Origin of the sequence: Streptomyces sp. NPDC050264 (assembly GCF_040655895.1) — a bacterium.
Lineage (GTDB): Bacteria > Actinomycetota > Actinomycetes > Streptomycetales > Streptomycetaceae > Streptomyces.
The window spans coordinates 257,342-279,464 of sequence record NZ_JBFAKV010000005.1; the positions used below are offsets into that span (position 1 = coordinate 257,342).

24 protein-coding genes and 1 tRNA gene are annotated in these 22,123 nt (G+C 69.5%); 8 read left to right on the plus strand and 17 right to left on the minus strand.

Features of this window, described 5'->3' with window-relative positions:
• Window positions 1-9 precede the first annotated feature (9 nt).
• Window positions 10-95, plus strand: a tRNA-Leu gene (locus AB0J02_RS10935).
• Window positions 96-145: 50 nt separating this feature from the next.
• Here the strand turns inward: AB0J02_RS10935 and rdgB are convergent.
• From rdgB to AB0J02_RS10955, 4 genes are all read right to left on the minus strand, one after another.
• Entirely contained in the window at window positions 146-751 is a 606-nt protein-coding gene (gene rdgB, locus AB0J02_RS10940) for an RdgB/HAM1 family non-canonical purine NTP pyrophosphatase (protein WP_363193275.1), read from the minus strand.
• Window positions 752-785: 34 nt separating this feature from the next.
• Window positions 786-1,178 carry a hypothetical protein gene (locus AB0J02_RS10945; RefSeq protein ID WP_363193276.1) on the minus strand — a complete coding sequence of 131 codons (393 nt, stop codon included), beginning with the start codon at window positions 1,176-1,178 and terminating at the stop codon, window positions 786-788.
• 122 nt (window positions 1,179-1,300) lie between these two features.
• Complete coding sequence (rph, locus tag AB0J02_RS10950) at window positions 1,301-2,047, minus strand: ribonuclease PH (RefSeq protein ID WP_363193277.1); 747 nt, start codon at window positions 2,045-2,047, stop codon at window positions 1,301-1,303.
• A 199-nt stretch (window positions 2,048-2,246) separates the two neighbouring features.
• Window positions 2,247-2,480, minus strand: coding sequence for a PTS glucose/sucrose transporter subunit IIB (locus AB0J02_RS10955; RefSeq protein WP_363193278.1), 234 nt, complete (start codon window positions 2,478-2,480; stop codon window positions 2,247-2,249).
• A gap of 189 nt (window positions 2,481-2,669) precedes the next feature.
• On the opposite strand from AB0J02_RS10955, the gene AB0J02_RS10960 reads away from it, so the two are divergent.
• Both AB0J02_RS10960 and AB0J02_RS10965 read left to right on the plus strand, forming a co-directional pair.
• A complete protein-coding gene (locus AB0J02_RS10960) occupies window positions 2,670-3,956 on the plus strand; it encodes a PTS transporter subunit EIIC (protein ID WP_363193279.1) in 1,287 nt (428 codons plus the stop codon).
• A 243-nt stretch (window positions 3,957-4,199) separates the two neighbouring features.
• A complete protein-coding gene (locus tag AB0J02_RS10965) occupies window positions 4,200-5,462 on the plus strand; it encodes a PTS transporter subunit EIIC (protein ID WP_363193280.1) in 1,263 nt (420 codons plus the stop codon).
• Window positions 5,463-5,535: 73 nt separating this feature from the next.
• On the opposite strand, the gene AB0J02_RS10970 is transcribed toward AB0J02_RS10965, so the two are convergent.
• On the minus strand, window positions 5,536-6,288 hold the full coding sequence (locus tag AB0J02_RS10970) for an MBL fold metallo-hydrolase (protein WP_363193281.1): 753 nt from the start codon (window positions 6,286-6,288) through the stop codon (window positions 5,536-5,538).
• Between the two features lie 198 nt (window positions 6,289-6,486).
• Between AB0J02_RS10970 and AB0J02_RS10975 the strand changes: the two genes are divergently transcribed.
• A complete protein-coding gene (locus tag AB0J02_RS10975) occupies window positions 6,487-6,927 on the plus strand; it encodes a type II toxin-antitoxin system PemK/MazF family toxin (protein ID WP_363193282.1) in 441 nt (146 codons plus the stop codon).
• A 72-nt stretch (window positions 6,928-6,999) separates the two neighbouring features.
• On the opposite strand, the gene AB0J02_RS10980 is transcribed toward AB0J02_RS10975, so the two are convergent.
• The 7 genes from AB0J02_RS10980 to clpS form a co-directional block, all read right to left on the minus strand.
• Complete coding sequence (locus AB0J02_RS10980; RefSeq protein ID WP_363193283.1) at window positions 7,000-7,950, minus strand: cysteine synthase; 951 nt, start codon at window positions 7,948-7,950, stop codon at window positions 7,000-7,002.
• 17 nt (window positions 7,951-7,967) lie between these two features.
• Window positions 7,968-8,246: a MoaD/ThiS family protein gene (locus tag AB0J02_RS10985; RefSeq protein ID WP_363193284.1), complete on the minus strand. Its 279-nt coding sequence runs from the start codon at window positions 8,244-8,246 to the stop codon at window positions 7,968-7,970.
• A gap of 114 nt (window positions 8,247-8,360) precedes the next feature.
• Entirely contained in the window at window positions 8,361-8,462 is a 102-nt protein-coding gene (locus AB0J02_RS10990) for a putative leader peptide (RefSeq protein WP_343244815.1), read from the minus strand.
• A 102-nt stretch (window positions 8,463-8,564) separates the two neighbouring features.
• Complete coding sequence (locus tag AB0J02_RS10995) at window positions 8,565-8,981, minus strand: M67 family metallopeptidase (RefSeq protein ID WP_363193285.1); 417 nt, start codon at window positions 8,979-8,981, stop codon at window positions 8,565-8,567.
• A gap of 85 nt (window positions 8,982-9,066) precedes the next feature.
• Window positions 9,067-10,497 (minus strand): amino acid permease, encoded by a 1,431-nt coding sequence (locus tag AB0J02_RS11000; RefSeq protein ID WP_363193286.1) that lies wholly within the window; start codon window positions 10,495-10,497, stop codon window positions 9,067-9,069.
• Window positions 10,498-10,859: 362 nt separating this feature from the next.
• Entirely contained in the window at window positions 10,860-11,462 is a 603-nt protein-coding gene (locus tag AB0J02_RS11005) for a DUF2017 domain-containing protein (RefSeq protein ID WP_363193287.1), read from the minus strand.
• Window positions 11,463-11,482: 20 nt separating this feature from the next.
• Window positions 11,483-11,800, minus strand: a complete 318-nt coding sequence (gene clpS / locus AB0J02_RS11010; protein WP_363193288.1) for an ATP-dependent Clp protease adapter ClpS — start codon at window positions 11,798-11,800, stop codon at window positions 11,483-11,485.
• Window positions 11,801-11,907: 107 nt separating this feature from the next.
• On the opposite strand from clpS, the gene AB0J02_RS11015 reads away from it, so the two are divergent.
• Window positions 11,908-13,236 (plus strand): nicotinate phosphoribosyltransferase, encoded by a 1,329-nt coding sequence (locus AB0J02_RS11015; protein ID WP_363193289.1) that lies wholly within the window; start codon window positions 11,908-11,910, stop codon window positions 13,234-13,236.
• A 111-nt stretch (window positions 13,237-13,347) separates the two neighbouring features.
• Window positions 13,348-13,947 carry an isochorismatase family protein gene (locus AB0J02_RS11020; RefSeq protein ID WP_363193290.1) on the plus strand — a complete coding sequence of 200 codons (600 nt, stop codon included), beginning with the start codon at window positions 13,348-13,350 and terminating at the stop codon, window positions 13,945-13,947.
• 31 nt (window positions 13,948-13,978) lie between these two features.
• Here AB0J02_RS11020 and AB0J02_RS11025 read toward each other — a convergent pair whose 3' ends face one another.
• On the minus strand, window positions 13,979-14,308 hold the full coding sequence (locus AB0J02_RS11025) for a hypothetical protein (protein WP_363193291.1): 330 nt from the start codon (window positions 14,306-14,308) through the stop codon (window positions 13,979-13,981).
• 122 nt (window positions 14,309-14,430) lie between these two features.
• The gene (locus AB0J02_RS11030; protein WP_363193292.1) at window positions 14,431-16,821 is read right to left on the minus strand and encodes an immune inhibitor A domain-containing protein; all 2,391 of its coding nucleotides are present in this window, start codon (window positions 16,819-16,821) and stop codon (window positions 14,431-14,433) included.
• A 349-nt stretch (window positions 16,822-17,170) separates the two neighbouring features.
• Here AB0J02_RS11030 and AB0J02_RS11035 point away from each other — a divergent pair, with 349 nt between their 5' ends.
• Window positions 17,171-17,458 carry a hypothetical protein gene (locus tag AB0J02_RS11035; protein WP_363193293.1) on the plus strand — a complete coding sequence of 96 codons (288 nt, stop codon included), beginning with the start codon at window positions 17,171-17,173 and terminating at the stop codon, window positions 17,456-17,458.
• Window positions 17,459-17,501: 43 nt separating this feature from the next.
• Here the strand turns inward: AB0J02_RS11035 and AB0J02_RS11040 are convergent, their stop codons facing one another.
• Both AB0J02_RS11040 and AB0J02_RS11045 read right to left on the minus strand, forming a co-directional pair.
• Window positions 17,502-18,233, minus strand: coding sequence for an RDD family protein (locus AB0J02_RS11040; RefSeq protein WP_363193294.1), 732 nt, complete (start codon window positions 18,231-18,233; stop codon window positions 17,502-17,504).
• A 160-nt stretch (window positions 18,234-18,393) separates the two neighbouring features.
• Window positions 18,394-19,935 carry an RDD family protein gene (locus AB0J02_RS11045; protein ID WP_363193295.1) on the minus strand — a complete coding sequence of 514 codons (1,542 nt, stop codon included), beginning with the start codon at window positions 19,933-19,935 and terminating at the stop codon, window positions 18,394-18,396.
• A 243-nt stretch (window positions 19,936-20,178) separates the two neighbouring features.
• On the opposite strand from AB0J02_RS11045, the gene AB0J02_RS11050 reads away from it, so the two are divergent.
• Window positions 20,179-20,655 (plus strand): SsgA family sporulation/cell division regulator, encoded by a 477-nt coding sequence (locus AB0J02_RS11050; protein WP_363193296.1) that lies wholly within the window; start codon window positions 20,179-20,181, stop codon window positions 20,653-20,655.
• A 25-nt stretch (window positions 20,656-20,680) separates the two neighbouring features.
• Here the strand turns inward: AB0J02_RS11050 and AB0J02_RS11055 are convergent, their stop codons facing one another.
• Complete coding sequence (locus AB0J02_RS11055; RefSeq protein WP_363193297.1) at window positions 20,681-22,051, minus strand: FAD-linked oxidase C-terminal domain-containing protein; 1,371 nt, start codon at window positions 22,049-22,051, stop codon at window positions 20,681-20,683.
• Window positions 22,052-22,123 lie beyond the last annotated feature (72 nt).

The following is a 22,123-nucleotide window of genomic DNA, read 5'->3' on the forward strand; positions in this document are numbered from 1 at the left end:
GGCGGCCGAGCGGCGGTGGCGCAGTTGGTTGACGCAGCAGACTTAGGATCTGTGGCCCCTGACCGGGCTTGAGGGTTCGAATCCCTTCCGCCGCACAGTAACGGCCTGCGTTTCGAAGCTATGAAACGCAGGCCGTTCTGTTGCTTCAGCCCACCAGCTCCCGCACCACCGGCACCAGCGCCCGAAACGCCTTCCCCCGGTGGGAGATCGCGTTCTTCTCGGCCGGTGTCAGCTCCGCGCATGTGCGGGTGTCGCCCTCGACCTGGAGGACCGGGTCGTAGCCGAAGCCGCCGGCCCCCGCGGGGGCGTGGCGCAGGACGCCGCGGAGTTGGCCCTCGACCACGCGCTCCGTGCCGTCGGGGAGGGCGAGGGCCGCGGCGCAGGCGAAGTGGGCCGTGCGGTGGTGGTCCTCGTCGATGTCGCCGAGCTGGGCGAGCAGGAGGTCCAGGTTCGCCTTGTCGTCGCCGTGGCGGCCGGCCCAGCGCGCGGAGAAGATGCCGGGGGCGCCGCCGAGGACGTCGACGCAGAGGCCGGAGTCGTCGGCGACGGCGGGCAGGCCGGTGGCCTTGGCGAGGGCGTGGGCCTTGAGGAGGGCGTTCTCGGCGAAGGTGACGCCGGTTTCGCGGACGTCGGGGATATCGGGGTAGGCGTCCGCGCCGACGAGGTCGTGGGGCAGGCCTGCGTCGGCGAGGATGGAGCGGAGTTCGACGATCTTGCCGGTGTTGCGGGTGGCGAGGATGAGGCGGGTCATGTCTCCAGTATTCACGCCCCGCCCGGGGTCCCCGTTACGGCGTGCAGACCTTGGTGAGTTCGCCGGCCGCGTCGGTGACCGGGGCGATGTCGGGGGTCTCGTCGCCGTTCTTGACGGCTGTACGGACGTTGCCCACGGCCGTGTTGAGGTCGTCGACGGCCTTCGACACGTCGGCGTTGTCGGTCCGGTCGCCGATCTTGTCGAGGTTCTTGTCGATGGAGGCGAGTGCCTCGTCCGCCTGACCCGGGTCGTTCGCCGCGTTCTCGACGGCCTGCTGGAGGTCGGTGACGCTGTCGGCGATGGCGTCGGCGGTCTGGACGCAGTCGAGTGCCTTGTCGACGGCCGAGCATCCGGCGGCCGCCGGGACGGCGATCAGCGCCGCGACGGCGACGGCTATGGCGATACGGCGGTGGCGGCGCGCGGCCATGGAACGGTCCTCCCCTGAAGTACGGACGGGTGGACGGCGGTCGCTGTCGCGTGCCGTCCACCCATTCGTAATGACGCAGTCGGTGGCTGAGCGGTTGCCACCCTACTTGGGGAGTTCTTTACCTAGGCAAGTTCTTTTCCGAGGGCGCCCTCAAGTGCCTTGCGCTGGGCGATGGCGAGCTCGTCGCAGCCCGAAACGGCAAGGTCGAGAAGGGAGTTGAGCTCGTCGCGGGCGAACGGCTCGGCCTCGGCGGTGCCCTGTACCTCGACGAAGCGGCCGTCGCCGGTGCAGACGACGTTCATGTCGGTGTCGGCCCGCACGTCCTCCTCGTAGCAGAGGTCGAGGAGCGGTACGCCGCCGACGATGCCGACGGAGACGGCGCTGACCGTGCCGGTGAGGGGCTGGCGGCCGGCCTTGATCAGCTTCTTGCCCTGGGCCCAGGCGATGGCGTCGGCCAGCGCCACGTAGGCGCCGGTGATGGCGGCGGTGCGGGTGCCGCCGTCGGCCTGGAGGACGTCGCAGTCCAGGACGATGGTGTTCTCGCCGAGCGCCTTGTAGTCGATGACGGCGCGCAGCGAACGGCCGATGAGGCGGCTGATCTCGTGGGTGCGGCCGCCGATCTTGCCGCGGACGGATTCGCGGTCACCGCGGGTGTTGGTGGCGCGGGGCAGCATCGAGTACTCGGCGGTGACCCAGCCCTCGCCGCTGCCCTTGCGCCAGCGGGGGACGCCCTCGGAGAAGGAGGCGGTGCAGAAGACTTTGGTGTCGCCGAAGGAGACGAGGACGGAGCCTTCGGCGTGCTTGCTCCAGCCGCGTTCGATGGTGATCGGGCGGAGCTGTTCGGGCGTGCGGCCGTCGATGCGAGACATGGGCCGAGCCTATCGGGAGCGTGCGGGGCGGTGATACCTGCGCATTGCCTGGGGCCGGCGCCCGGTGCGAGCCGTATGAACAGGTACGGGCAGGGCTGTACGAAAAGGGCCGCCGGCCCCAGGTGTCAGGGGCGGCGGCCGTTTCCGTGTGAGCCGCGCGCGGTCGGTGCCGTGCGCGGGCCTCTTCAGAGGCGTCGGCTCACATCATGTCTTCGATGTCGGCGGCGATCGGGTCGGCGTCGGTGCCGATGACGACCTGGATGGCGGTGCCCATCTTCACGACGCCGTGGGCGCCGGCGGCCTTCAGGGCTGCGTCGTCGACCAGCGACGGGTCGTGAACCTCGGTGCGCAGGCGGGTGATGCAGCCCTCGACCTCTTCGATGTTCTCGATGCCGCCGAGCCCGGCAACGATCTTCTCAGCCTTCGTGGCCATTACGTTCTCCCTGTTGTTCCCTGGCCCCCATGGGCCGCTTTGTCACGGTAACCCACGGTTGGCCCATCTTCGCGAGCGGTAGCACCACCCGTGACGAAAGATGACGAGCACGTGGACCGACCCGTCCCGCGACTGGTCTACACCAGTTTCCGACGACCGCCAAACGTGGCTTGTTCCGGGAGGACGCCCATGAGCGCGAACGCAGCCGCAGCACCTCGGCCGAGCCCTTGGAGCAGCTTCTTCCAGGGGCTTCAGAAGATGGGGCGCAGCCTGCAGCTGCCCATCGCCGTGCTGCCCGCCGCGGGCATCGTCAACCGCCTCGGCCAGCCGGACGTCTTCGGCGACGACGGTCTCGGCTGGACCAATGTCGCCAAGGTCTTCGCGGGCGCGGGCGGCGCGCTGCTCGACGCCGACCTGGGCCTGCCGCTGCTGTTCTGCATCGGTGTCGCCATCGGCATGGCCAAGAAGGCGGACGGCTCGACCGCGCTCGCGGCCGTGGCGGGGTTCCTCGTCTACCGGGGCGTGCTGCATCAGTTCCCGATCGACTGTGCCGACGGGGCCAAGGCCGTACTGACGGGCTGTCAGGCGGCGGACAACACCGTGTCCGCCTTCCAGTTCCAGAACCCGGGTGTGTTCGGCGGCATCATCATGGGGTTCCTGGCGTCGTTCTTCTGGGTCCGGTATCACCGTACGAAGCTGGTGTCCTGGCTCGGCTTCTTCAACGGCCGCCGGCTCGTGCCGATCATCATGGCGTTCATCGGCATCATCTTCGCGGTGATCTGCCTGTGGATCTGGCCGCCGATCGGTTCGGGCCTGGAGAGCTTCTCCAACTGGCTGCAGGATCTGGGCGCCATCGGGTCGGGCATCTTCGGTGTCGCCAACCGGGCGCTGCTGGTGATCGGCCTGCACCAGTTCCTGAACGTTCCGCTGTGGTTCCAGTTCGGCTCGTACACCAAGCCGGACGGCACGACCGTGCACGGTGACATCAACATGTTCCTGAGCGGGGACCCGAGCGCCGGTATCTACCAGACCGGCTTCTTCCCGATCATGATGTTCGCGCTGCCCGCGGCCTGTCTCGCGATGTACCACTGCGCGCGGCCGGAGCGGCGCAAGGCGGTCGGCGGCATGATGCTGTCGCTGGCGCTGACCTCGTTCGTCACGGGGATCACCGAGCCGATCGAGTACTCCTTCGTCTTCATCGCGCCGGCGCTGTACGCGGTGCACGCGGTGCTGACCGGTGTCTCGATGGCGGTGACGTGGGGGCTCGGCGTGCACGACGGCTTCAGCTTCTCCGCGGGGCTCATCGACTACCTGATCAACTGGAGCCTGGCGACGAAGCCCTGGATGATCATTCCGATCGGGCTGTGTTTCGCCGTCGTCTATTACGCGGTGTTCCGGTTCGCCATCACGAAGTTCGACCTCAAGACCCCGGGGCGGGAGCCCGAGGAAGAGGTCGAGGACGTGACCAAGGCGTAGCGCCGCTTCCCCGCCCCGCTTCGGCGCGAAGGGCCCCTGGACCACTGGTCCGGGGGCCCTTCGTCACGTCCGAGCCGAAGCGGACGCATATGTTCCAGACCACAGATTGCGCGGGTTCCTTATCTCACCTTCACCGTGCTACAACAGGTCTACACCACTGAGTGGTGTAGACCTTCTGGCTGCTGCCCACCCCCCTCTTTTCCATTCCGTCCCCGGCAGCACCCCAGCACATGGAGGAAGTTGATGAGCACCGCCAGCGCTACGGCGGCCCCCGCGAAGAAGCGGGGATCGGGCCTGTTCCAGGGCCTCCAGAAGGTGGGCCGCAGCCTGCAGCTGCCGATCGCGGTGCTGCCGGCCGCGGGCATCATGGTGCGCCTCGGCCAGGATGACATCTTCGGCAAGGACGGCCTCGGCTGGGACAAGGTCGCCGCGGTCTTCAACAACGCGGGCGGCGCCATCACCGGCAGCCTGCCGATCCTGTTCTGCATAGGCGTGGCCATCGGCTTCGCCAAGAAGGCCGATGGCTCGACGGCGCTCGCCGCGCTCGTCGGATTCCTCGTCTACAGCAAGGTCCTGCAGGCCTTCCCGGTCCACGAGGCCGTGGTCAACACGACGGCCAACAAGGGCGTCGACATCGCGGCCGTCTACAACGACCCCGGTGTCCTCGGCGGCATCATCATGGGTCTGCTCGCCGCCGTGTTCTGGCAGCGGTACCACCGCACCAAGCTCGTCGACTGGCTCGGCTTCTTCAACGGCCGCCGGCTCGTCCCGATCATCATGGCCTTCGTCGGCATCGTCGTGGGTGTCTTCTTCGGTCTGGTCTGGGAGCCCATCGGCAACGGCATCTCCCACTTCGGTGAGTGGATGACCGGCCTGGGCGCCGGTGGCGCCGCCCTCTTCGGCGCCGTCAACCGCGGACTGATCCCGGTCGGCATGCACCAGTTCGTCAACACGATCGCCTGGTTCCAGCTCGGTGACTTCAAGAACTCCGCGGGCGAGGTCGTCCACGGCGACATCACGCGCTTCCTGGCCGGCGACCCGAGCGCCGGCATGTTCCAGTCCGGCTTCTTCCCGATCATGATGTTCGGCCTGCCGGCCGCCGCGATCGCCATGGCGCACTGCGCCCGCCCCGAGCGCCGCAAGGCCGTGATGGGCATGATGGTCTCGCTCGCGCTGACCTCGTTCGTCACCGGTGTGACCGAGCCGATCGAGTTCTCGTTCATGTTCATCGCGCCGGTTCTCTACGTCCTGCACGCGCTGCTCACCGCCGCGTCCATGGCGATCACCTGGGCCCTCGGTGTGCACGCCGGCTTCAACTTCTCGGCCGGGTTCATCGACTACGCGCTGAACTGGACCCATGCGACGAAGCCATGGCTGATCATCCCGATCGGACTGGTCTTCGCGGTCATCTACTACGTGACCTTCCGGTTCGCGATCATCAAGTTCAACCTCACCACCCCGGGCCGCGAGCCCGAGGAGGAGATCGAGGACCTCACCAAGGCGTGAGCCTCTCCCCCGCCTGAACGCGAAGGCCCCGGAACCGCATCGGTTCCGGGGCCTTCGACGTACCGGCCGGGCTTCAGAACTCGTACGCCGCGCCGGCCACCGCCAGCTCCACCGGACCGTCGAACACGTCCCGCGCGTCCGCCAGGTTCACCTGCGGGTCCGTCCACGGCGGAATGTGCGTGAGGACCAGCTTGCGGGCGCCGGCGCGCTGGGCCGAGTCACCCGCCTCGCGCCCGTTGAGATGCAGCGCCGGGATGTTCTCCTTGCCGTGCGTGAACGCGGCCTCGCACAGGAACAGGTCGCTGTCCGTGGCCAGTTCGTCGAGCGCGGCGCACGGCCCGGTGTCACCGGAGTACGTCAGCGAGCGGCCGTCGTGCTCGATGCGGATCGCGTACGACTCGACCGGGTGGCAGACCTTCTCCATGCGTACGGAGAAGGGCCCGATGTCGTACGAGCCCGGCTTGACGGTGTGGAAGTCGAAGACCTCGCTGAAGGCGGAGGCCGAGGGGGTGTCGGCGTGCGCGGTGGTCAGCCGCTGCTCGGTGCCCTCGGGTCCGTAGACCGGGATGGGGTCGCAACGGCCGCCGTCGTGGCGGTAGTAGCGGACGACGAAGTACGCGCACATGTCGATGCAGTGATCCGCGTGCAGATGGCTGAGGAAGATCGCGTCGAGGTCGTAGAGACCACAGTGGCGCTGCAGCTCGCCCAGGGCGCCATTGCCCATGTCGAGAAGCAGCCGGAAGCCGTCGGCCTCGACGAGGTAGCTCGAACAGGCCGAATCCGCGGACGGGAACGACCCGGAGCAGCCGACGACGGTGAGCTTCATAAGAGCCGGAACCTCCGCGCTGGCGGTCGGGAAGCAGGTGTGGAACGGGACTGAGGGATTCGTCGAGCGTAAGGCGCAAAAGGGCGGGTCGCTCCTCCGTCGCGGGCCGTTGTGGGCGAACTCACCTGCGTTGTCACCGGTTCGGGGGGCGCTCACCCGGTGCGGTGCCCCGTGCGCCCCGCCCGGTACCGTCGTGCCATGGACACGTCCTGGTGGCTCGCGCTCGTTGCCGTCGTGCTGCTCGCGTTGGTGGCGACGCTCGTCGACGGATGGGGCCGGGGTTCGCGCCGGCGCCGCCTGCGTCTGCGGACCGGCTCCGCGGGGAGGCCCGGAGGGCCGCGTCCGGCGGAGATCTGGTGGGCCCTGGTGCCCTACGAGGACGGGCCCGGCGGCAAGGACCGGCCCTGTCTGGTGCTGACGCTGCGCGGCGACACGGCACTGGTCGCGAAGATCACCAGCCGGCACCACGACGAGCGGCCCGGGGTGATCGCGCTGCCGCCCGGCGCGGTGAGCGATGCGCGGGGGCGGGCCAGTTTCCTGGAGACGGATGAGCTCCGCGAGGTGCCCGTACGGGACTTTCGGCGGCGGGCGGGGGTCGTCGACTCTGCGCTGTGGGATCGGGTTCGGCACCTGGGGTAGGCCGAGCCCGGCCGGAGTCGAGGTCACGGGGCTCCGCCCCGGACCCCGCTCCTCAATCGCCGGAGGGGCTCGTCAGGCCCACAACTGGCCGTGCAGGACCTCGATGGCCTCTTCCGTCGTCGCGGCCGTGTACACGCCCGTCGACAGGTACTTCCAGCCGCCGTCCGCGACGACGAACACGATGTCCGCCGGTTCCCCCGCCTTGACCGCCTTCTTGCCCACGCCGATCGCGGCGTGCAGCGCGGCGCCGGTGGAGACGCCCGCGAAGATGCCCTCCTGCTGGAGGAGTTCACGGGTGCGGGTCACCGCGTCGGCCGAGCCGACCGAGAAGCGGGTGGTGAGGACGGAGGCGTCGTACAGCTCGGGGACGAAGCCCTCGTCGAGGTTGCGCAGGCCGTACACCAGGTCGTCGTAGCGCGGCTCGGCCGCGACGATCTTGATGTCGGGCTTCTGCTCGCGCAGGAAGCGGCCGACGCCCATCAGCGTGCCGGTGGTGCCGAGGCCCGCCACGAAGTGGGTGACCGAGGGGAGGTCCGCCAGGATCTCCGGGCCGGTCGTGGCGTAGTGGGCGCCTGCGTTGTCCGGGTTGCCGTACTGGTAGAGCATCACCCAGTCCGGGTGCTGCCCGGCCAGCTCCTTGGCCATCCGCACGGCCGTGTTGGAGCCGCCCGCGGCGGGCGAGGGGATGATCTCCGCGCCCCACATGGCGAGCAGGTCGCGCCGCTCCTGAGAGGTGTTCTCGGGCATGACGCAGACGATGCGGTAGCCCTTGAGCCGGGCGGCCATGGCGAGCGAGATGCCGGTGTTGCCCGAGGTGGGTTCGAGAATGGTGCAGCCGGGCGTCAGCCGGCCGTCCTTCTCGGCCTGTTCGATCATGTGGAGCGCGGGGCGGTCCTTGACCGAGCCGGTCGGGTTGCGGTCTTCCAGCTTCGCCCAGATCCGTACCGAGTCGGAGGGCGAGAGCCGCGGCAGGCGCACCAGAGGGGTGTTGCCGACCGCGGCCAGCGGACTGTCGTAACGCATACGTCGCTACGTCCGGCTCAGCGCATGCCGCCGGCCACGGCCGGCAGGATCGTGACGTTGTCGCCGTCGGAGAGCTTGGTCTCGATGCCGTCGAGGAAGCGGACGTCCTCGTCGTTCAGGTAGACGTTCACGAAGCGACGCAGCTTGTCACCGTCCACGATGCGGGCGGCGATGCCCGCGTGCCGGGTGTCCAGGTCGGCGAAGAGCTCGGTGAGGTTCTCCCCGTTGCCCTCGACGGCCTTCGCGCCGTCGGTGTAGGTGCGGAGGATGGTCGGGATGCGGACCTCGATGGCCATGCTGGTGCTCCTGTCAGGAGTCGGAAGTCGTATGGGTGAGCGCGCGGCGACGCGGTCGGTCTTGGCAGGTCATGGTGCGGGTGCCGCGGGCTCGGGGCCTGACGGCGGTGCGGTTCAGCGCGGACAGATGGCGCTGGCGAGGCGGCACAGATCGACGTGCAGCCGCGCCACGAGCAGCATGCCCGGCGTCTTTTCGCTCACGTCGTGGGGAACCATGGGTTCATCGTATCGATTCCCGGTCGGGGATCCCGAGTGTGATCTCAATATGCGGTCGGAATCCGTCCGGCGATCGAGACGGCCTTGAGGTGGGGCCCGGTTTCACGCCGTGACCTCGACCTCTTCCTCCGTCACCTGGCCCTCGATGATGCGGTACGAGCGGAACTGGAAGGGGCCCGCGTCGTCGGTGTCGGCGGTGGAGACCAGGACGTAGTGGGCGCCCGGCTCGTTGGCGTACGTGATGTCGGTGCGCGACGGGTACGCCTCGGTGGCCGTGTGCGAGTGGTAGATGACCACCGGCTCCTCGTCGCGGTCGTCGAGGTCGCGGTAGAGCTTGAGCAGGTCGCCGGAGTCGAACTCGTAGAACGTGGGCGAGCGGGCCGCGTTCAGCATCGGGATGAAGCGCTCGGGGCGGCCCTCACCGGCCGGGCCGGCGACGACGCCGCAGGCCTCGTCGGGGTGGTCGGCGCGGGCGTGGGCCACGATCTGGTCGTGGAGAGCCTGGGAAATCGTCAGCATGCGGCCAGGATAAGCAAGTGGGCCGTCGCGTACCGGAGTCCGGTACGCGACGGCCCACCTGGTGAGATGTGCGCGGGTGCGAGGGCTACGAACGCTTGGCGAACGCGGTGCTCTGCGGGTTGCGCTTGCGCAGGAAGAAGTACGAGACGCCGAGGACGAGGCCCCACACCGGGGCCGCGTACAGGGAGACGCGGGCGTCCTTGTCGATGCCCATCATCACGATGACCATCGCGATGAAGGCCAGCGAGAGGATGCTCGCCCAGATGCCGCCCGGGGCGCGGAACTCGGACTTGGGGAGTTCGCCGCGGTCGGACTTGAGGCGGTAGCGGACCTGGCAGATCAGGATGACGATCCAGGCCCACATGCCGGAGATGGTGGCGAAGGAGACGACGTAGTTGAACGCCTCGCCGGGCCACTGGTAGTTGATCCAGACGCCGACCAGCATCATCGCGGCGGAGACGGAGGTGCCGATCAGCGGGAGGCCGTTCTTCGTCAGCCTGGTGAAGAAGCCCGGGCCCTGGCCGTTGAGCGCGAGGTCGCGCAGCATGCGACCGGTGGAGTACATGCCCGAGTTGCAGGACGACAGGGCGGCGGTGAGCACGACGAAGTTGACGATGCCCGCGCCCGCGGACAGGCCCATCTTCGAGAAGGCCTCGACGAAGGGGCTCTTGCCCGCCTCGAAGTTCGTCCACGGCACGACCGAGAGGATCATGATCAGGGCGCCTACGTAGAAGACGGCGATGCGCCACGGCACGGTGTTGATGGCCTTCGGCAGGACCTTCTTCGGGTCCTTGGACTCGCCGGCCGTGACGCCGACCAGCTCGACGGCGAGGAAGGCGAACATGACCATCTGCAGGGTCATGAGGGTGTTGCCGATGCCGTGCGGGAAGAAGCCGCCCTGGTCCCACAGGTGGGTCACGGAGGCGGTGTCGCCGGCGTCGGAGAAGCCGAGGGTGAGGATGCCGGCGCAGATCAGGATCATGCCGACGATGGCGGTGACCTTGACCATGGAGAACCAGAACTCCAGCTCACCGAAGAGCTTCACGGAGATCAGGTTGGCGCCGTACAGGATGACGGTGAAGACGAGGGCGGACACCCATTGCGGGATGTTCCACCAGTACGTCATGTAGGTGGCGGCGGCGGTGACCTCGGTCATGCCGGTGATGACCCAGAAGAGCCAGTACGTCCAGCCGGTCACGAAACCGGCGAAGGGGCCGATGAACTCGCGCGCGTACTCCGAGAAGGAGCCGGAGACGGGGCGGTACATGAGGAGCTCGCCGAGCGCCCGCATGATGCAGAAGATGACGACGCCCGCGATGGCGTACGCCAGGATGAGGCTGGGTCCCGCCTTGGAGATGCCCTTGCCCGCTCCGAGGAAGAGGCCGGTTCCGATGGCGCCGCCGATGGCGATCATCTGGATCTGCCGGGAGCCGAGACCCCGCTTGTAGCCCTCGCCGCCCTCACCGGGGGCGTCGCTCACGGCCTCATGGCCCTTGTCGACCTGCACTGAGGTCACGTTGATGCGCCTTTCTCCATGCCGATCCGTGCCATTCGTGGCTCGGATCGACTGTGACGATCCTTGAGGGCTGGGCCTCGGGATGGATGGAGCTGTTGCCTACCGGCGGTCGGCCGGTAAGGGCGCCTCCGGCGGACAGGGGTGGCGTCCGCCAGGTGGTCGAGAAGATTTATCACGGCGTTCACGGTGCTCGGACAGGGTGAGTGTGACGCAGCCAACGGGAAAAAGGGGGCAAAAGGCGTTCGCGACCGCAATGAGGGTCGGCTCGTTGACGCGATCGTTATGCGGATTTGAGTACCCGCTGAGCGAACGCTCACCACGGCCACGCGGACATGGCGGAAGTGGCGGAAGTAGCGGATATGTCAGGGCATGAGAGTTTCGACCAAGGTTTCCTGCAGCCCGCCCAGCCACAGGTACGCCATCACCATCGGCTTGCGCGGATCCTCGTCGGGGAGCCGGTAGAGGATGTCCGTGTCCTCCTCGTCGGTGATGTCGAGGCGGGTGCCGATGGCCAGGCGCAGGTCGTTGAGGGCCCGCATCCACTGGACCGACTCGCCCGGGGAGAGCTTCAGGACCGCGCCGCCACCGCTGCCGCCCGGGCTCAGCGCGTCCAGCGTGCGGACCACCGCGAGGGCGTCCTCGCGCTTGCCGGCCCGCAGGTCGTTCTCGGTGAAGCGGCGGAACTCCGAGGAGTGGGCGCGCAGTTCGGCCTCGTCCTGGCCGGCCGGGCCGCCGGGGCCGCCGTACGCGTCGGGGAACAGGCGGCGCAGCACCGCGTCGGTGGGCGGCTCGCTGGGGCCCTCGGCGAAGAGTTCGGCGAGCGGGTCGTCGAACGCCTCGCCGCCGGGTCCGGGTCCGATCAGCTCCAGGAGCTGGACGGCGAGCGAGCGGATGATGGAGATCTCGACATCGTCGAGGGCGACGGCCGCGCCGCCGCCGGGGATCGGTTCGAAGTGCCCGGGCATCAGAGCGCTGTACCCCTCATTTACTTCCGGTCGTGTTGCAGCGTGGCCCACAGGCCGTACCCGTGCATGGCCTGGACGTCCCGCTCCATCTCCTCGCGGCTGCCGGAGGAGACCACCGCGCGCCCCTTGTGATGGACGTCCATCATCAGTTTCGTGGCCTTGTCCTTGGAGTACCCGAAGTAGCTCTGGAAGACGTAGGTCACGTAGCTCATCAGGTTGACCGGGTCGTTGTGGACGAGCGTGATCCAGGGGACGTCCGGCTCGGGGACCACGGAGAGATCCTCCGTCGTCTCGGGGCTTTCGATCTCAAGGGGTGCTGGAGCCGTCACACGGCCCATGCTGCCACCACGAGGCGTCAACCGCACAAACGGGCCGCTCGGGCCGTTCGCACAAACGGACCCCAGAAATCGTCACCTTGACGCTAATTGGGGGTAGCATCCAGCCTATGAACACAGCGGACCTTGGCCTGCCGGTGGACGTTCCGTCGACAGCGCTCTTCACCGATCACTACGAGCTGACGATGCTGCAGGCCGCCCTCCACGGGGGCGCGGCCGACCGCCGCTCCGTCTTCGAGGTCTTCACCCGGCGCCTGCCCGAGGGCCGTCGCTACGGCGTCGTCGCGGGCACCGGGCGCGTCCTGGACGCCGTGGAGAACTTCCGCTTCGACGCGGGCGTGCTCGGCTTCCTGCGCGAGCGGAACGTCGTCGACGAGCCGACGCTGCGGTGGCTCGCGGAGTACCGGTTCTCCGGCGACATCTGGGGCTACCCCGAGGGCGAGGTCTACTTCCCCGGCTCCCCGATCCTGCGCGTCGAGGGCTCGTTCGCCGAGTGCGTGCTCCTGGAGACGGTGATCCTCTCCATCCTCAACCACGACTCGGCGATCGCCGCGGCCGCCTCCCGGATGGCCTCGGCCGCCGGGGACCGGCCGCTGATCGAGATGGGCGCGCGGCGCACCCACGAGCTGGCCGCCGTCGCCGCCTCGCGCGCCGCGTACCTGGGCGGGTTCGCGACGACGTCGGACCTGGCGGCCGGGTTCCGGTACGGCATCCCGACCGTCGGCACGAGCGCCCACGCCTTCACGCTGCTGCACGACACCGAGCGGGACGCCTTCCGCGCGCAGGTCGACTCCCTCGGCGAGGGGACGACACTGCTCGTGGACACGTACGACGTGAAGGAAGCGGTCAGGACCGCGGTGGAGGTGGCCGGGCCGAAGCTCGGCGCCGTCCGCATCGACTCCGGCGACCTGCTGCTCGTCGCGCACCGGGTCCGCCAGCAGCTCGACGAGCTCGGCGCGAAGGACACCAAGATCGTGGTCACCTCCGACCTCGACGAGTACGCCATCGCCTCCCTGGCGGCCGCGCCCGTGGACGCGTACGGCGTCGGTACGCAGCTGGTGACCGGCTCCGGGCACCCGACCTGCTCGATGGTCTACAAGCTGGTCGCGCGCGCCGAGTCCGCCGACCCGCGCGCGCCCCTCGTGCCGGTCGCGAAGAAGTCGGCAGGCGGGAAGACGTCCATCGGCGGCCGCAAGTGGGCCGCGCGCCGGCTCGACGCGGACGGCACCGCGGAGGCCGAGGTCGTGGGCACCGGCGCCGTGCCGGACGGGCTCGCCGACCGGCAGCTCCTCGTCGAGCTGGTCAAGGGCGGTGAGGTGGTCTCCCGTGAGCCGCTGGACGCGGTGCGCGAGCGGCACATCGCCGCGCGTGAAGGGCTGCCGCTGTCGGCGATCCAGCTCTCCCGGGGCGAGGCCGTCATCCCTACCGAGTACGTGTGACCCCGGCAGGTCTCCGGGCGCCCCTTATGCCCTCTCCCGCGAAGCACTTGAAGCTTCTACGCTCATAAGCCTCCACGCCCACCCGGGCAGACCTGAGTAAGGACACCGCCCATGCGCCGCGCCCTGATCGTCGTAGACGTGCAGAACGATTTCTGTGAGGGCGGCAGCCTCGCGGTGGCGGGAGGGGCCGATGTCGCCGCCGCGGTCACCGACCTGATCGGACAGTCGGCCGGCAGCGGGTACCAGCATGTCGTCGCCACCCGCGACCACCACATCGCGCCCGGGAACCACTTCGCCGTGCCGCCGAAAACCCCCGACTACGTGAACAGCTGGCCCGTGCACTGTGTCGCCGGGACGGAGGGGGTGGGGTTCCACCCGAACTTCGCCCCCGCGGTCGCCTCCGGCGCGATCGACGCCGTGTTCGACAAGGGGGCCTACTCGGCCGCGTACAGCGGGTTCGAGGGGGCCGACGAGAACGGGGTCTCGTTGGCCGAGTGGCTGCGGGACCGGAGCATCTCCGAGGTGGACGTGGTCGGGATCGCCACGGATCACTGCGTTCGGGCCACCGCGCTCGACTCTGTCGGGGCCGGGTTTCGGACCCAGGTTCTGCTGGACCTCACCGCGGGTGTCGCTGCCGCTACGACTGAGGCGGCGCTGGAAGAGCTGCGTGCGGCTGGGGTCGAATTGACCGGGAAGCCCGTCGTGGCCTGAGGTCACGGGGCTCTGCCCCGGACCCCGCTCCTCAAGCGCCGGAGGGGCTGAATTTTCCGGGTCTGAGGAGCGCCCGTATCGGGTGCCACAGCTCGCCTGCCGCCGGGTCCGGGGCCTCGCGCCAGAGCAGGCCGTCGGGGTGGTGCAGGACCGCGGTGATCTCGTCCGGGGTCGGCGGCTGCGCGTTCCCCCGGAGGTAGACCGCTCGCAGGCCCAGGTTGCGCAGGCGGGTCAGGGCTCGGGCCCGGTTCGCGGCGTGTACGAGGATGCGGACCGCGCGCTCGCCGGAGCCCGGCGCGGGCAGGGTCAGAGCGACCACCACACTGCCGCCGGGCAGCTTGCAGAACCCTCCTGCGGACATGGCTTTCACACCCCCGTGAGACGTTGTGTCAATAAGAAACTCACAGGACGCACTCAAACACGATCGGCCGCGACCCGCTAGGGGGTCACGGCCGATACGTTTCTGACCTGCTATTTTACCGGCTACTTCGCCGAGGGGCCGACCTTGACCGTGATCGAGGAGCCGTCGAGCGGCTGACCCACGACCGAGATCCGGGTGTTGGTGTCAGTTGTCTGCACACTCCCGGTCGGGTTCTCCGCGTACCAGTACGTGCCCTTGTGGTCGTCGAAGACCGGGTTGCCGAGCTGCGCCGGGATCTTCGTCTCGACGCCCAGCTTGTGGAGCTTCATGCCGGGCACCGGGTACCAGCCGAAGGCGGCGTCGTACGGCGTGATCTTGTTCGTGATCAGCTTGCCGTCCGACCACTTCAGCGGCTTCGCGTGCGCGTCGACCGGCAGGATCAGACCCTTGCCGGGGTGCTGGCCGACGTTGTTGTTGCGCTGCGAGGTGTCCCACTGCCAGACCATCAGTCCGGGCCGGTACTGGTAGTGCTCGACCCAGTCGTTCTTCGCGCCGCCGTCGCGCCATCCGAAGTTGTACGGACCGACCTTCAGGGTCTTGTCGTACGACACGTACTGACGGTTCTCGGCGATGTAGAACTGCGGGAAGTCGCCGCTGATCGAGGCGCCGACGCGGGAGAAGCCGCGCGCGGTCCAGCCGTTGTCGTCACCCTCGGCGTTGTCCGTGAACAGGGCCGAACCGTCCGCCTGCACCGAGAGGTTGTCGGCGGTGAAGCCCATGCCGCCCGCGCCGCCGTCGGTCTTGTAGCGGAAGCGGATGTCGATCTTCTGGCCCGCGTACTCGTCGAGCGGGAAGACCAGGTGCTGGAACTTCGCCGAGTCGCCGGTCAGAGCCGGCTTGTCGCCGCCGTCGCGCGGGATGGTGACGCCGTCGGCCGTGCCGTCGATCGTCTTGAAGCTCGCGCCGCCGTCGGTGGAGACCTGCGTGTACAGGTAGTCGTAGTCCTTCTCGATGTTCCACCAGCCGTCGAGCTCGAGCGACGCCTTCGACCTGCCGCTCAGATCGACCGTGCGCGACAGGGTGTTGTCGAGGTCGTCGCCGTAGTCCGACCACCACTGCTTGGAGCCCTCGGCGGGCTTCACGATGTCCGTGGTGACGTTCTTCTTCGGCAACTCGACGACCAGCGCCTGCTTCAGCTTGGTGTTGTACTCCGAAACACCCAGCTTGTGCGTCGACTTGGTCGCCGCCTTCGCCTTGTCGTAGTTGAGCCAGCCCAGCTGCAGCTTGTCCCAGGCGGTCATGTCGCCCGGCATGTCACCGATGGAGTCCTTGCCGGTGCCGAGCCAGGAGCCCGCCGACATCAGCGACCAGAAACCGACCGAGTTCTCGCCCGCGTACGAGGTGTCGTACAGGTCGGGCAGGCCCAGGTCGTGGGCGTACTCGTGGGCGAAGACGCCGAGGCCGCCGTTCTCCGGCTGCATCGTGTAGTCGCCGACCCAGATGCCGGTGTCGCCGACCGGGGTGCCGCCCGCCTTGAAGCCGGTCGGGCCGGTGTCGCCGTCGTCACGGCTGTAGGCGTAACCGCGGTGCGCCCACAGGGAGTCGCCGCCCTGCGCGCCGCCGCCGGCCGACCCGTCCTCGCCCGCGTGGACGATCTGGAAGTGGTCGATGTAGCCGTCCGGCTCGTTGAAGTTGCCGTCGTTGTCGTGGTCGGTGCGGTCCCACTGGTCGTACTGCGCGAGGTCGGCCTTGATGTCGGCGTCGGACTTGCCGGCCGCCTTCTGCTGCTCGACCCAGGCGGTGACGCCGTCGCGGACCAGGTCCTCGACGTTCGGGCAGTTGTCGGCGCCGCAGTAGTTGGAGCCGTAACGTGCCTCGTTCCAGGGGACCTTGACCCAGTCCGAGACCTCGCCGTCGACCGAGTAGCGGCCCGAGGACGTCTTCTCGTAGTACGTCTTGAGGGAGTCGACTCCCTTGCCGGACCCGAAGTAGAGGTCCTGGAAATGCTGGGAGTTGTAGTCCTTCTGCCAGGCCGTGCTGTTGTTCTCGGTGCGGTCCGGCTCGGCTATCGCGTTGTGCAACGGGCCGGGCGTGCCGCCGTACTTGGGCTTCAGGTCCGGGGTGTCGTCGTCCGCGCGGTCCACCAGAGTGGTGTTGTCGACCTTGTCGCCGAACTCGGTCAGGATCGTGAAGATCTTGTCCGTGCGCTCGCGGCCCAGCTCGACGTACTTGCCCTTGCCGAGGTCGACGACCTTCGAGCCGTTCTTCTCCTGGACCTTCGACTTGCCCTGCAGGACGTTCTGCAGGGCCGTCTGGCGCTGCTGCTCCTGCTGCTTGCTGAACGGGCCGTCCATGACATGGCCCTTGCCCCCGTACGTCTTGCCGGAGGTCGTGCTCGTCGCGGCCGGTGTGTCGGCCTGGGCGGTCGTCGCCGCTATGGAACCGGTGGCCGCGGTGGCGGCCAGGGTCACGAGCACGGCGGCGGATCTCAACGCCCGTCTCTTGGTGGTCACTTGAGTGGTCCCCTCTTCCGTGACGCAATCGCCACGTGTCACAAGTGACGCCATTTGACCGGAGGTAGAGGAGAAATAACAGCCCTTGACTGTGACGTTTCCGTTGCACTATGCAGGGGGGCGGATCCGGTATCCGGACAAGGAGGTAAATGCACAACGGGCGCGTCGGAACGTCCACTTCCTGGACCGGATGACTCCGTGCGCCCCCCATGCACCTGCACCGTGGGTAAGGTGACGCTTACCGGACGTTCCGCTCGGGCACAGGTCGGATTAGAGTCGGGCCCAGGTGTGTGACCCACCCCGATCGCCCTTCTCGCGCTCCCCCGATGTCACGAGGACGGATACCGACATGCCTCGCCCGACTGTCGCACAGTTCCTCTATGGTTCGGCCACCGTCGTCTGCTCCACCCTCGCCATGCTGCTGCTGTCCCAGACGAGTTCGGGCCCCGGAGTGGCGGTGATCGCCGTGTCGGCGCTCGCCCTCGGGCTCCTCGTGGCGCTGTCCGTACCCGTGCGCAGGCAGGCGCCCGCCGGGGACGGGGCCGAGGAGGAGCGGGTGCCCGCGCAGCGCGTCCCGGCCCGGGCGCGCGCGGCCGCGTCCCGGTCCGTGCGGGAACGCGAGCCGGCGGGCCCGTGAGGCACGGACCCGCCGGATCGGTCATGCACGACCGCTGTCGCTGTCAGGCGCTGCTGACCACCACGGTCTTCGCGGCCTTGTCGTGCAGGCCCTGCTTGTAGGGCTTGTCGAAGAAGCTCCAGCCGCCGCAGATCGCCGTCCAGATGCAGGCGCAGCAGAACACGGCGGGGAGCCACAGGACGACCGCGCGGACCAGGTTGGTCTGCACACTGGGCGTCGCACCGTTGTCGAGACGGGCCACGCGCAGCTTCATCAGCTTCTTGCCGAGAGTCTGGCCGGTCTTCGCCGTCATGAAGGTGTCGTAGCCGATGTAGAGGACGGCCGCGAGCAGCGACTGCCCGAACTGCCGGCCGTACTCGATCTTGTCCGGGTCGGTCTCGTACTCGGAGGTCCCGAACGCCCAGGACAGCAGGCCCACCACGATCCCGACCAGGATCAGGTCGATGATGCGTGCCAGGACGCGCTTGCCGCTGTCGGCCAGCGGCGGCATCCCGTGAAGCGGGTCGGTGCCGCCGTAGCCGCCGGGTCCGTACGGGTCACCGCCGTACGGAGGAGGTGTGCCGCCACCGTACGGAGGCGGGGTCCCGTCGCCCGGCGGAGGCGTCGAGCCGTAGGGATTCTGTGCGGAGTCGTACGGGTTCTGGCCCGCGGAGCCCTGCGGGTGCTGCGGACCGTCGTAGGGGGAGCCGCCGCCCGGGGAGGCCGGTGGCGGCTTACGGAACGGGTCGTCGTCCGGCGGCTCGCCGGATCCGCCCGGCGGCGGTTCGGTACTCATGGCCCGAGTGGACCGCGAACCCCGGCGATACGCACCCGGCGGGCCGCCGTCCGGATGACCCGGGCGGCGCTATCCGGCCACCGTCCGGCCCTGGGGAGCGTCTTCGGACTCCGTTCTGCCCGGCGGCGTCCGGGCGACGAGGGGAGTTTGAAGACAGGCCTTAGCCCGAGACGAACGTGCGCGCCACCTTGTCGTGCAGGCACTGCCGCCACGGCCGGTCGATCGCACCCCACAGGACGCCGAGGATCCCGATGGCGAGCACGCCGAGCACGCTGTATGCGAGCCAGCGGCGCAGGGCCGCGCCGAACGCCGGGGAGTCGTGCCCCTCGATGTCCCGCACGCGCAGGCCCATGAGCTTCTTGCCCAGCGTGTAGCCCCACTTGGCGGTCGGCAGGGCCTCGTACAGGACACCGAAGACGAGCAGCGCGGCGAGGACGATGCCGAGGTACGTCGCGGTCGTGCCGTCGAGCAGCCAGACCGTGACCTGCCGGCCCGAGGCCTTCGCCGCGTCGATCTTGCCGTCGATGTGGTCGAGCGCGCGGGTGCCGAGCGGCACGGCGACGGCCGCGGTGACGGCGCCCAGGACGATCGAGTCGATGAGCCGCGCCACGAACCGCTTGCCGAGGCCCGCGGGGCGCGCGGACGCCTGGGCCTGCGCGGCGGCGAGGAACGGGTCGTTCGCCACCGGCTTGAACGGGGTGACCGGGCCCTCCGGCTCCGCCAGCTGGTGCACCTGCTGCGCCCAGGAGGGCGAACCGCCACCGGGGCCCTGGGTGACCGGCGTCGGCGCGGCGGGCGCCGCCGCCTGGGCGGGGCCGGGGTAGCCGTACGCGGGCGGGGGCGTGGGGCCGGGCGCCGCCGCCTGGGCGGGGCCGGGGTAGCCGTACCCGGGTGCGGGCGTCGGGCCGGGCGTCGGCTGGGCGGGCCCCGGGTAGCCGTACCCGGGCGACGGAGCGGGAGCGGGCGCCGGTGCCGGGGCGCTCGCCTGGGGCTGGGCAGCGCCGAGGCGGGGGTCCGCGGCGGGGGCGCTGGGCGCGGGCTGCGGGTTGAGGCCGGCGCGGGACTGGGCCGGCGCCTGCGGCTGGGCCTGGGCCCGGGGCTGTGCTGGCGAGGGCGTGGCTTGCTGGGGAGAGCTCTGTTGCGGGGAGCCCTGCTGCGGTACCGCCCGGATCGTCATCGTGCCGTCGGCGCGCGGGGACTTGGCGGCGCCGGGCCGCACGGCGCGGATCGCGACGGTGCCGTCGGCGCGCTCGGGGGCCTCGGAAGTGGCGGGGGCCGGGGCGGCCGGCTTCTCGGCGCGTTCGGCGTGCTCTTCCGCTTCGCCGCCGGAGGCTTCCGCGCCGGAGGCTTCGCCGCCCCAGGAGACCCGGCGGTCCTGCTCGCCGCCGAAACCGCTCTGGTGGGAGGTGTCGGCCGCCCATGCGGAGGCGGGCTCGGGCGACACCGGTTCGTCGGGGCCCGTCTCCGTACGCACGGAGGGTTCCTCGTCGAGGAAGACCGGGCCGGTCTCCTCGACGGGGGCGGGCGCCGGGGCCGAACCCTGCGGGGTCGGCAGCATCTCGCCCTCGGACGGGGCGGGTCTGCTGGTGCCGGGGACCCAGGCGGCTCCGTTCCAGTACCGGACATATCCGGGAATGGACGGATCGGGGTAGTAGCCTTCGCGGGGCCTGTCGTCACCGGGGGCCGGGGTTGGGGCGCTCATGTCCGTCGTCCCGTATCTGCTCGGGGGGCTTGTTGTGGCCTCCACATCTATCAGACCGCCGCACCCGCCCGCGCCGGTCCGCCGGTACGCCCCACTTTCCGGTCACGGAAGCGGTACAAAAAAACTTTCCCGAACTCGCGTAACGCCGACGGGACATCGCGCTCTCTCCCTGCACGGGCCCGCTCCGGCGGCCCGCACGGGACCTCGTACGAGATCTCGTACAGAGGAAAGGAAACGCACGACATGCACACCGTGGTGGAACGCGAACTCGAGCTGAAACTGGTCCTGTCGCCCGAGCGGAGCATCCCCGTACCGGCCCGCCTCACCTACCGGTCCGACGACCCCTACGCCGTCCACGTCATGTTCCACATCGGCTCGGAGCACCCCGTCAGCTGGACGTTCGCCCGCGAGCTGCTCGTCGAGGGGGTGTTCCGTCCGTGCGGGCACGGGGACGTGCGGGTGTGGCCGACGAAGGTGGACGGGCGCAGCGTGGTGCTGATGGCGCTGAGTTCGCCGGACGGCGACGCGCTCCTCGAAGCGCCCGCCGCGCCGGTCTCGGCCTGGCTCGAGCGCACGCTGCGGGTGGTCCCTCCGGGCTCTGAGGCCGAGCAGCTCGGGATCGACGACGGCCTCGCCGAGCTGCTGGCCCACACTCCGGCCGACGACCTCTACCTGCGCGACCCGTGGCCGTCGGACGAGTCGTCGTCCGACGAGCGGTGAGGGGCCGGTCCGTGCGGGGTCCGGGTCAGAACAGCTTGCCGGGGTTGAGAAGGCCCAGCGGGTCGAAGGTCGCCTTCACCGCCCGCTGTACGTCGACGCCGACCGGGCCGAGTTCGCGTGCGAGCCACTCCTTCTTCAGGACGCCGACGCCGTGCTCGCCGGTGATGGTGCCGCCGAGTTCCAGGCCGAGCGCCATGATCTCGTCGAAGGACTCGCGGGCGCGCCGCCCCTCGTCGGCGTCCTGGGCGTCGAAGCAGACGGTGGGGTGGGTGTTGCCGTCGCCCGCGTGGCAGCAGACGCCGATGGTGAGGGAGTACTTGTCGGCGATGCGCTCGACGCCTTCGAGCATCGCGCCGAGCGCCGAGCGCGGCACGCACACGTCGTCGATCATCGTCGTGCCCTTGACCGCTTCGAGGGCGGTGAGGGACAACCGCCGTGCCTGGAGCAGCAGTTCGGACTCGGCGGCGTCCTCGGCTGGCACGACCTGGGTGGCGCCGGCGGCCTCGCACAGGGCGCCGACCGCCGCGAGGTCCTTCGCCGGGTCGGGGGTGTCGAAGGCGGCGAGGAGCAGGGCCTCGGTGGTCTCGGGGAGACCCATGTGCGCCATGTCGTTGACGGCCTTGACGGTCGTCCGGTCCATCAGCTCCAGGAGCGAAGGGGTGTGACCGCCTTCCATGATCTTGCAGACGGCGTCGCATGCCGCGGCGGCGGACGCGAACTCGGCTGCCAGGACGATCTGTTGGGGCGGCTGCGGCTTCAGCGCGAGCGTCGCCCCGACCACGACGCCGAGGCTGCCCTCCGATCCGACGAAGAGGCGCGTGAGGTCATAGCCGGCGACGCCCTTCGCGGTGCGCCGCCCGGTGGACAGCAGGCGGCCGTCGGCGAGGACGACGTCGAGCCCGAGCACGTACTCCGCCGTCACCCCGTACTTGACGCAGCACAGGCCGCCGGAGGCCGTGCCGATGTTGCCGCCGATGGTGCACATCTCCCAACTCGACGGGTCGGGCGGGTAGTACAGGCCCAGCTCGTTCACCGCGCGGGAGAGCGTGGCGTTGATGACACCCGGCTCGACGACGGCGATCCGGTCGACCGGGTTGATCTCCAGGATGCGGTCCATCTTGACGAGCGAGAGCACGACGCAGCCGTCGGAGGCGTTGGCGGCGCCCGACAGTCCGGTGCGGGCGCCTTGTGGGACGACGGGGACGCGCAGCGCCGTGGCGGTGCGCATCACGTGCTGTACCTGTTCGACGGTGCGCGGCAGCACGACGACGGCGGGGGTGCCCGCGTCGCAGAAGCTCGCCATGTCGTGGGCGTACGAGGCGGTGACGTCGGGGTCCGTGACGAGCGCCTCGGCGGGCAGCCCGTCACCCAGCAGTTCGATGAGGGTGCGGCTCATGATCACAGCCTGGCACTCGGGGCCATCGGTGTGAACCCGTATGCGGGGTGCATCCCGTGGCGGAATGGCGGC

What these genes read in the sequence shown, in the direction of transcription:
- AB0J02_RS11015 (WP_363193289.1), top strand. Translation starts at nt 11,908, where the DNA reads ATGAACACAGCGGACCTTGGCCTGCCGGTGGACGTTCCGTCGACAGCG.
- AB0J02_RS10945 (WP_363193276.1), bottom strand. Translation starts at nt 1,178, where the DNA reads ATGGCCGCGCGCCGCCACCGCCGTATCGCCATAGCCGTCGCCGTCGCG.
- AB0J02_RS10955 (WP_363193278.1), bottom strand. Translation starts at nt 2,480, where the DNA reads ATGGCCACGAAGGCTGAGAAGATCGTTGCCGGGCTCGGCGGCATCGAG.
- AB0J02_RS11055 (WP_363193297.1), bottom strand. Translation starts at nt 22,051, where the DNA reads ATGAGCCGCACCCTCATCGAACTGCTGGGTGACGGGCTGCCCGCCGAG.
- AB0J02_RS10965 (WP_363193280.1), top strand. Translation starts at nt 4,200, where the DNA reads ATGAGCACCGCCAGCGCTACGGCGGCCCCCGCGAAGAAGCGGGGATCG.
- AB0J02_RS10980 (WP_363193283.1), bottom strand. Translation starts at nt 7,950, where the DNA reads ATGCGTTACGACAGTCCGCTGGCCGCGGTCGGCAACACCCCTCTGGTG.
- AB0J02_RS10985 (WP_363193284.1), bottom strand. Translation starts at nt 8,246, where the DNA reads ATGGCCATCGAGGTCCGCATCCCGACCATCCTCCGCACCTACACCGAC.
- AB0J02_RS10975 (WP_363193282.1), top strand. Translation starts at nt 6,487, where the DNA reads ATGGACACGTCCTGGTGGCTCGCGCTCGTTGCCGTCGTGCTGCTCGCG.
- rph (WP_363193277.1), bottom strand. Translation starts at nt 2,047, where the DNA reads ATGTCTCGCATCGACGGCCGCACGCCCGAACAGCTCCGCCCGATCACC.
- AB0J02_RS11050 (WP_363193296.1), top strand. Translation starts at nt 20,179, where the DNA reads ATGCACACCGTGGTGGAACGCGAACTCGAGCTGAAACTGGTCCTGTCG.
- AB0J02_RS10960 (WP_363193279.1), top strand. Translation starts at nt 2,670, where the DNA reads ATGAGCGCGAACGCAGCCGCAGCACCTCGGCCGAGCCCTTGGAGCAGC.
- AB0J02_RS11025 (WP_363193291.1), bottom strand. Translation starts at nt 14,308, where the DNA reads ATGTCCGCAGGAGGGTTCTGCAAGCTGCCCGGCGGCAGTGTGGTGGTC.
- AB0J02_RS11005 (WP_363193287.1), bottom strand. Translation starts at nt 11,462, where the DNA reads ATGCCCGGGCACTTCGAACCGATCCCCGGCGGCGGCGCGGCCGTCGCC.
- AB0J02_RS10990 (WP_343244815.1), bottom strand. Translation starts at nt 8,462, where the DNA reads ATGGTTCCCCACGACGTGAGCGAAAAGACGCCGGGCATGCTGCTCGTG.
- AB0J02_RS11035 (WP_363193293.1), top strand. Translation starts at nt 17,171, where the DNA reads ATGCCTCGCCCGACTGTCGCACAGTTCCTCTATGGTTCGGCCACCGTC.
- rdgB (WP_363193275.1), bottom strand. Translation starts at nt 751, where the DNA reads ATGACCCGCCTCATCCTCGCCACCCGCAACACCGGCAAGATCGTCGAA.
- clpS (WP_363193288.1), bottom strand. Translation starts at nt 11,800, where the DNA reads ATGGGCCGTGTGACGGCTCCAGCACCCCTTGAGATCGAAAGCCCCGAG.
- AB0J02_RS11020 (WP_363193290.1), top strand. Translation starts at nt 13,348, where the DNA reads ATGCGCCGCGCCCTGATCGTCGTAGACGTGCAGAACGATTTCTGTGAG.
- AB0J02_RS11040 (WP_363193294.1), bottom strand. Translation starts at nt 18,233, where the DNA reads ATGAGTACCGAACCGCCGCCGGGCGGATCCGGCGAGCCGCCGGACGAC.
- AB0J02_RS10995 (WP_363193285.1), bottom strand. Translation starts at nt 8,981, where the DNA reads ATGCTGACGATTTCCCAGGCTCTCCACGACCAGATCGTGGCCCACGCC.
- AB0J02_RS10970 (WP_363193281.1), bottom strand. Translation starts at nt 6,288, where the DNA reads ATGAAGCTCACCGTCGTCGGCTGCTCCGGGTCGTTCCCGTCCGCGGAT.
- AB0J02_RS11045 (WP_363193295.1), bottom strand. Translation starts at nt 19,935, where the DNA reads ATGAGCGCCCCAACCCCGGCCCCCGGTGACGACAGGCCCCGCGAAGGC.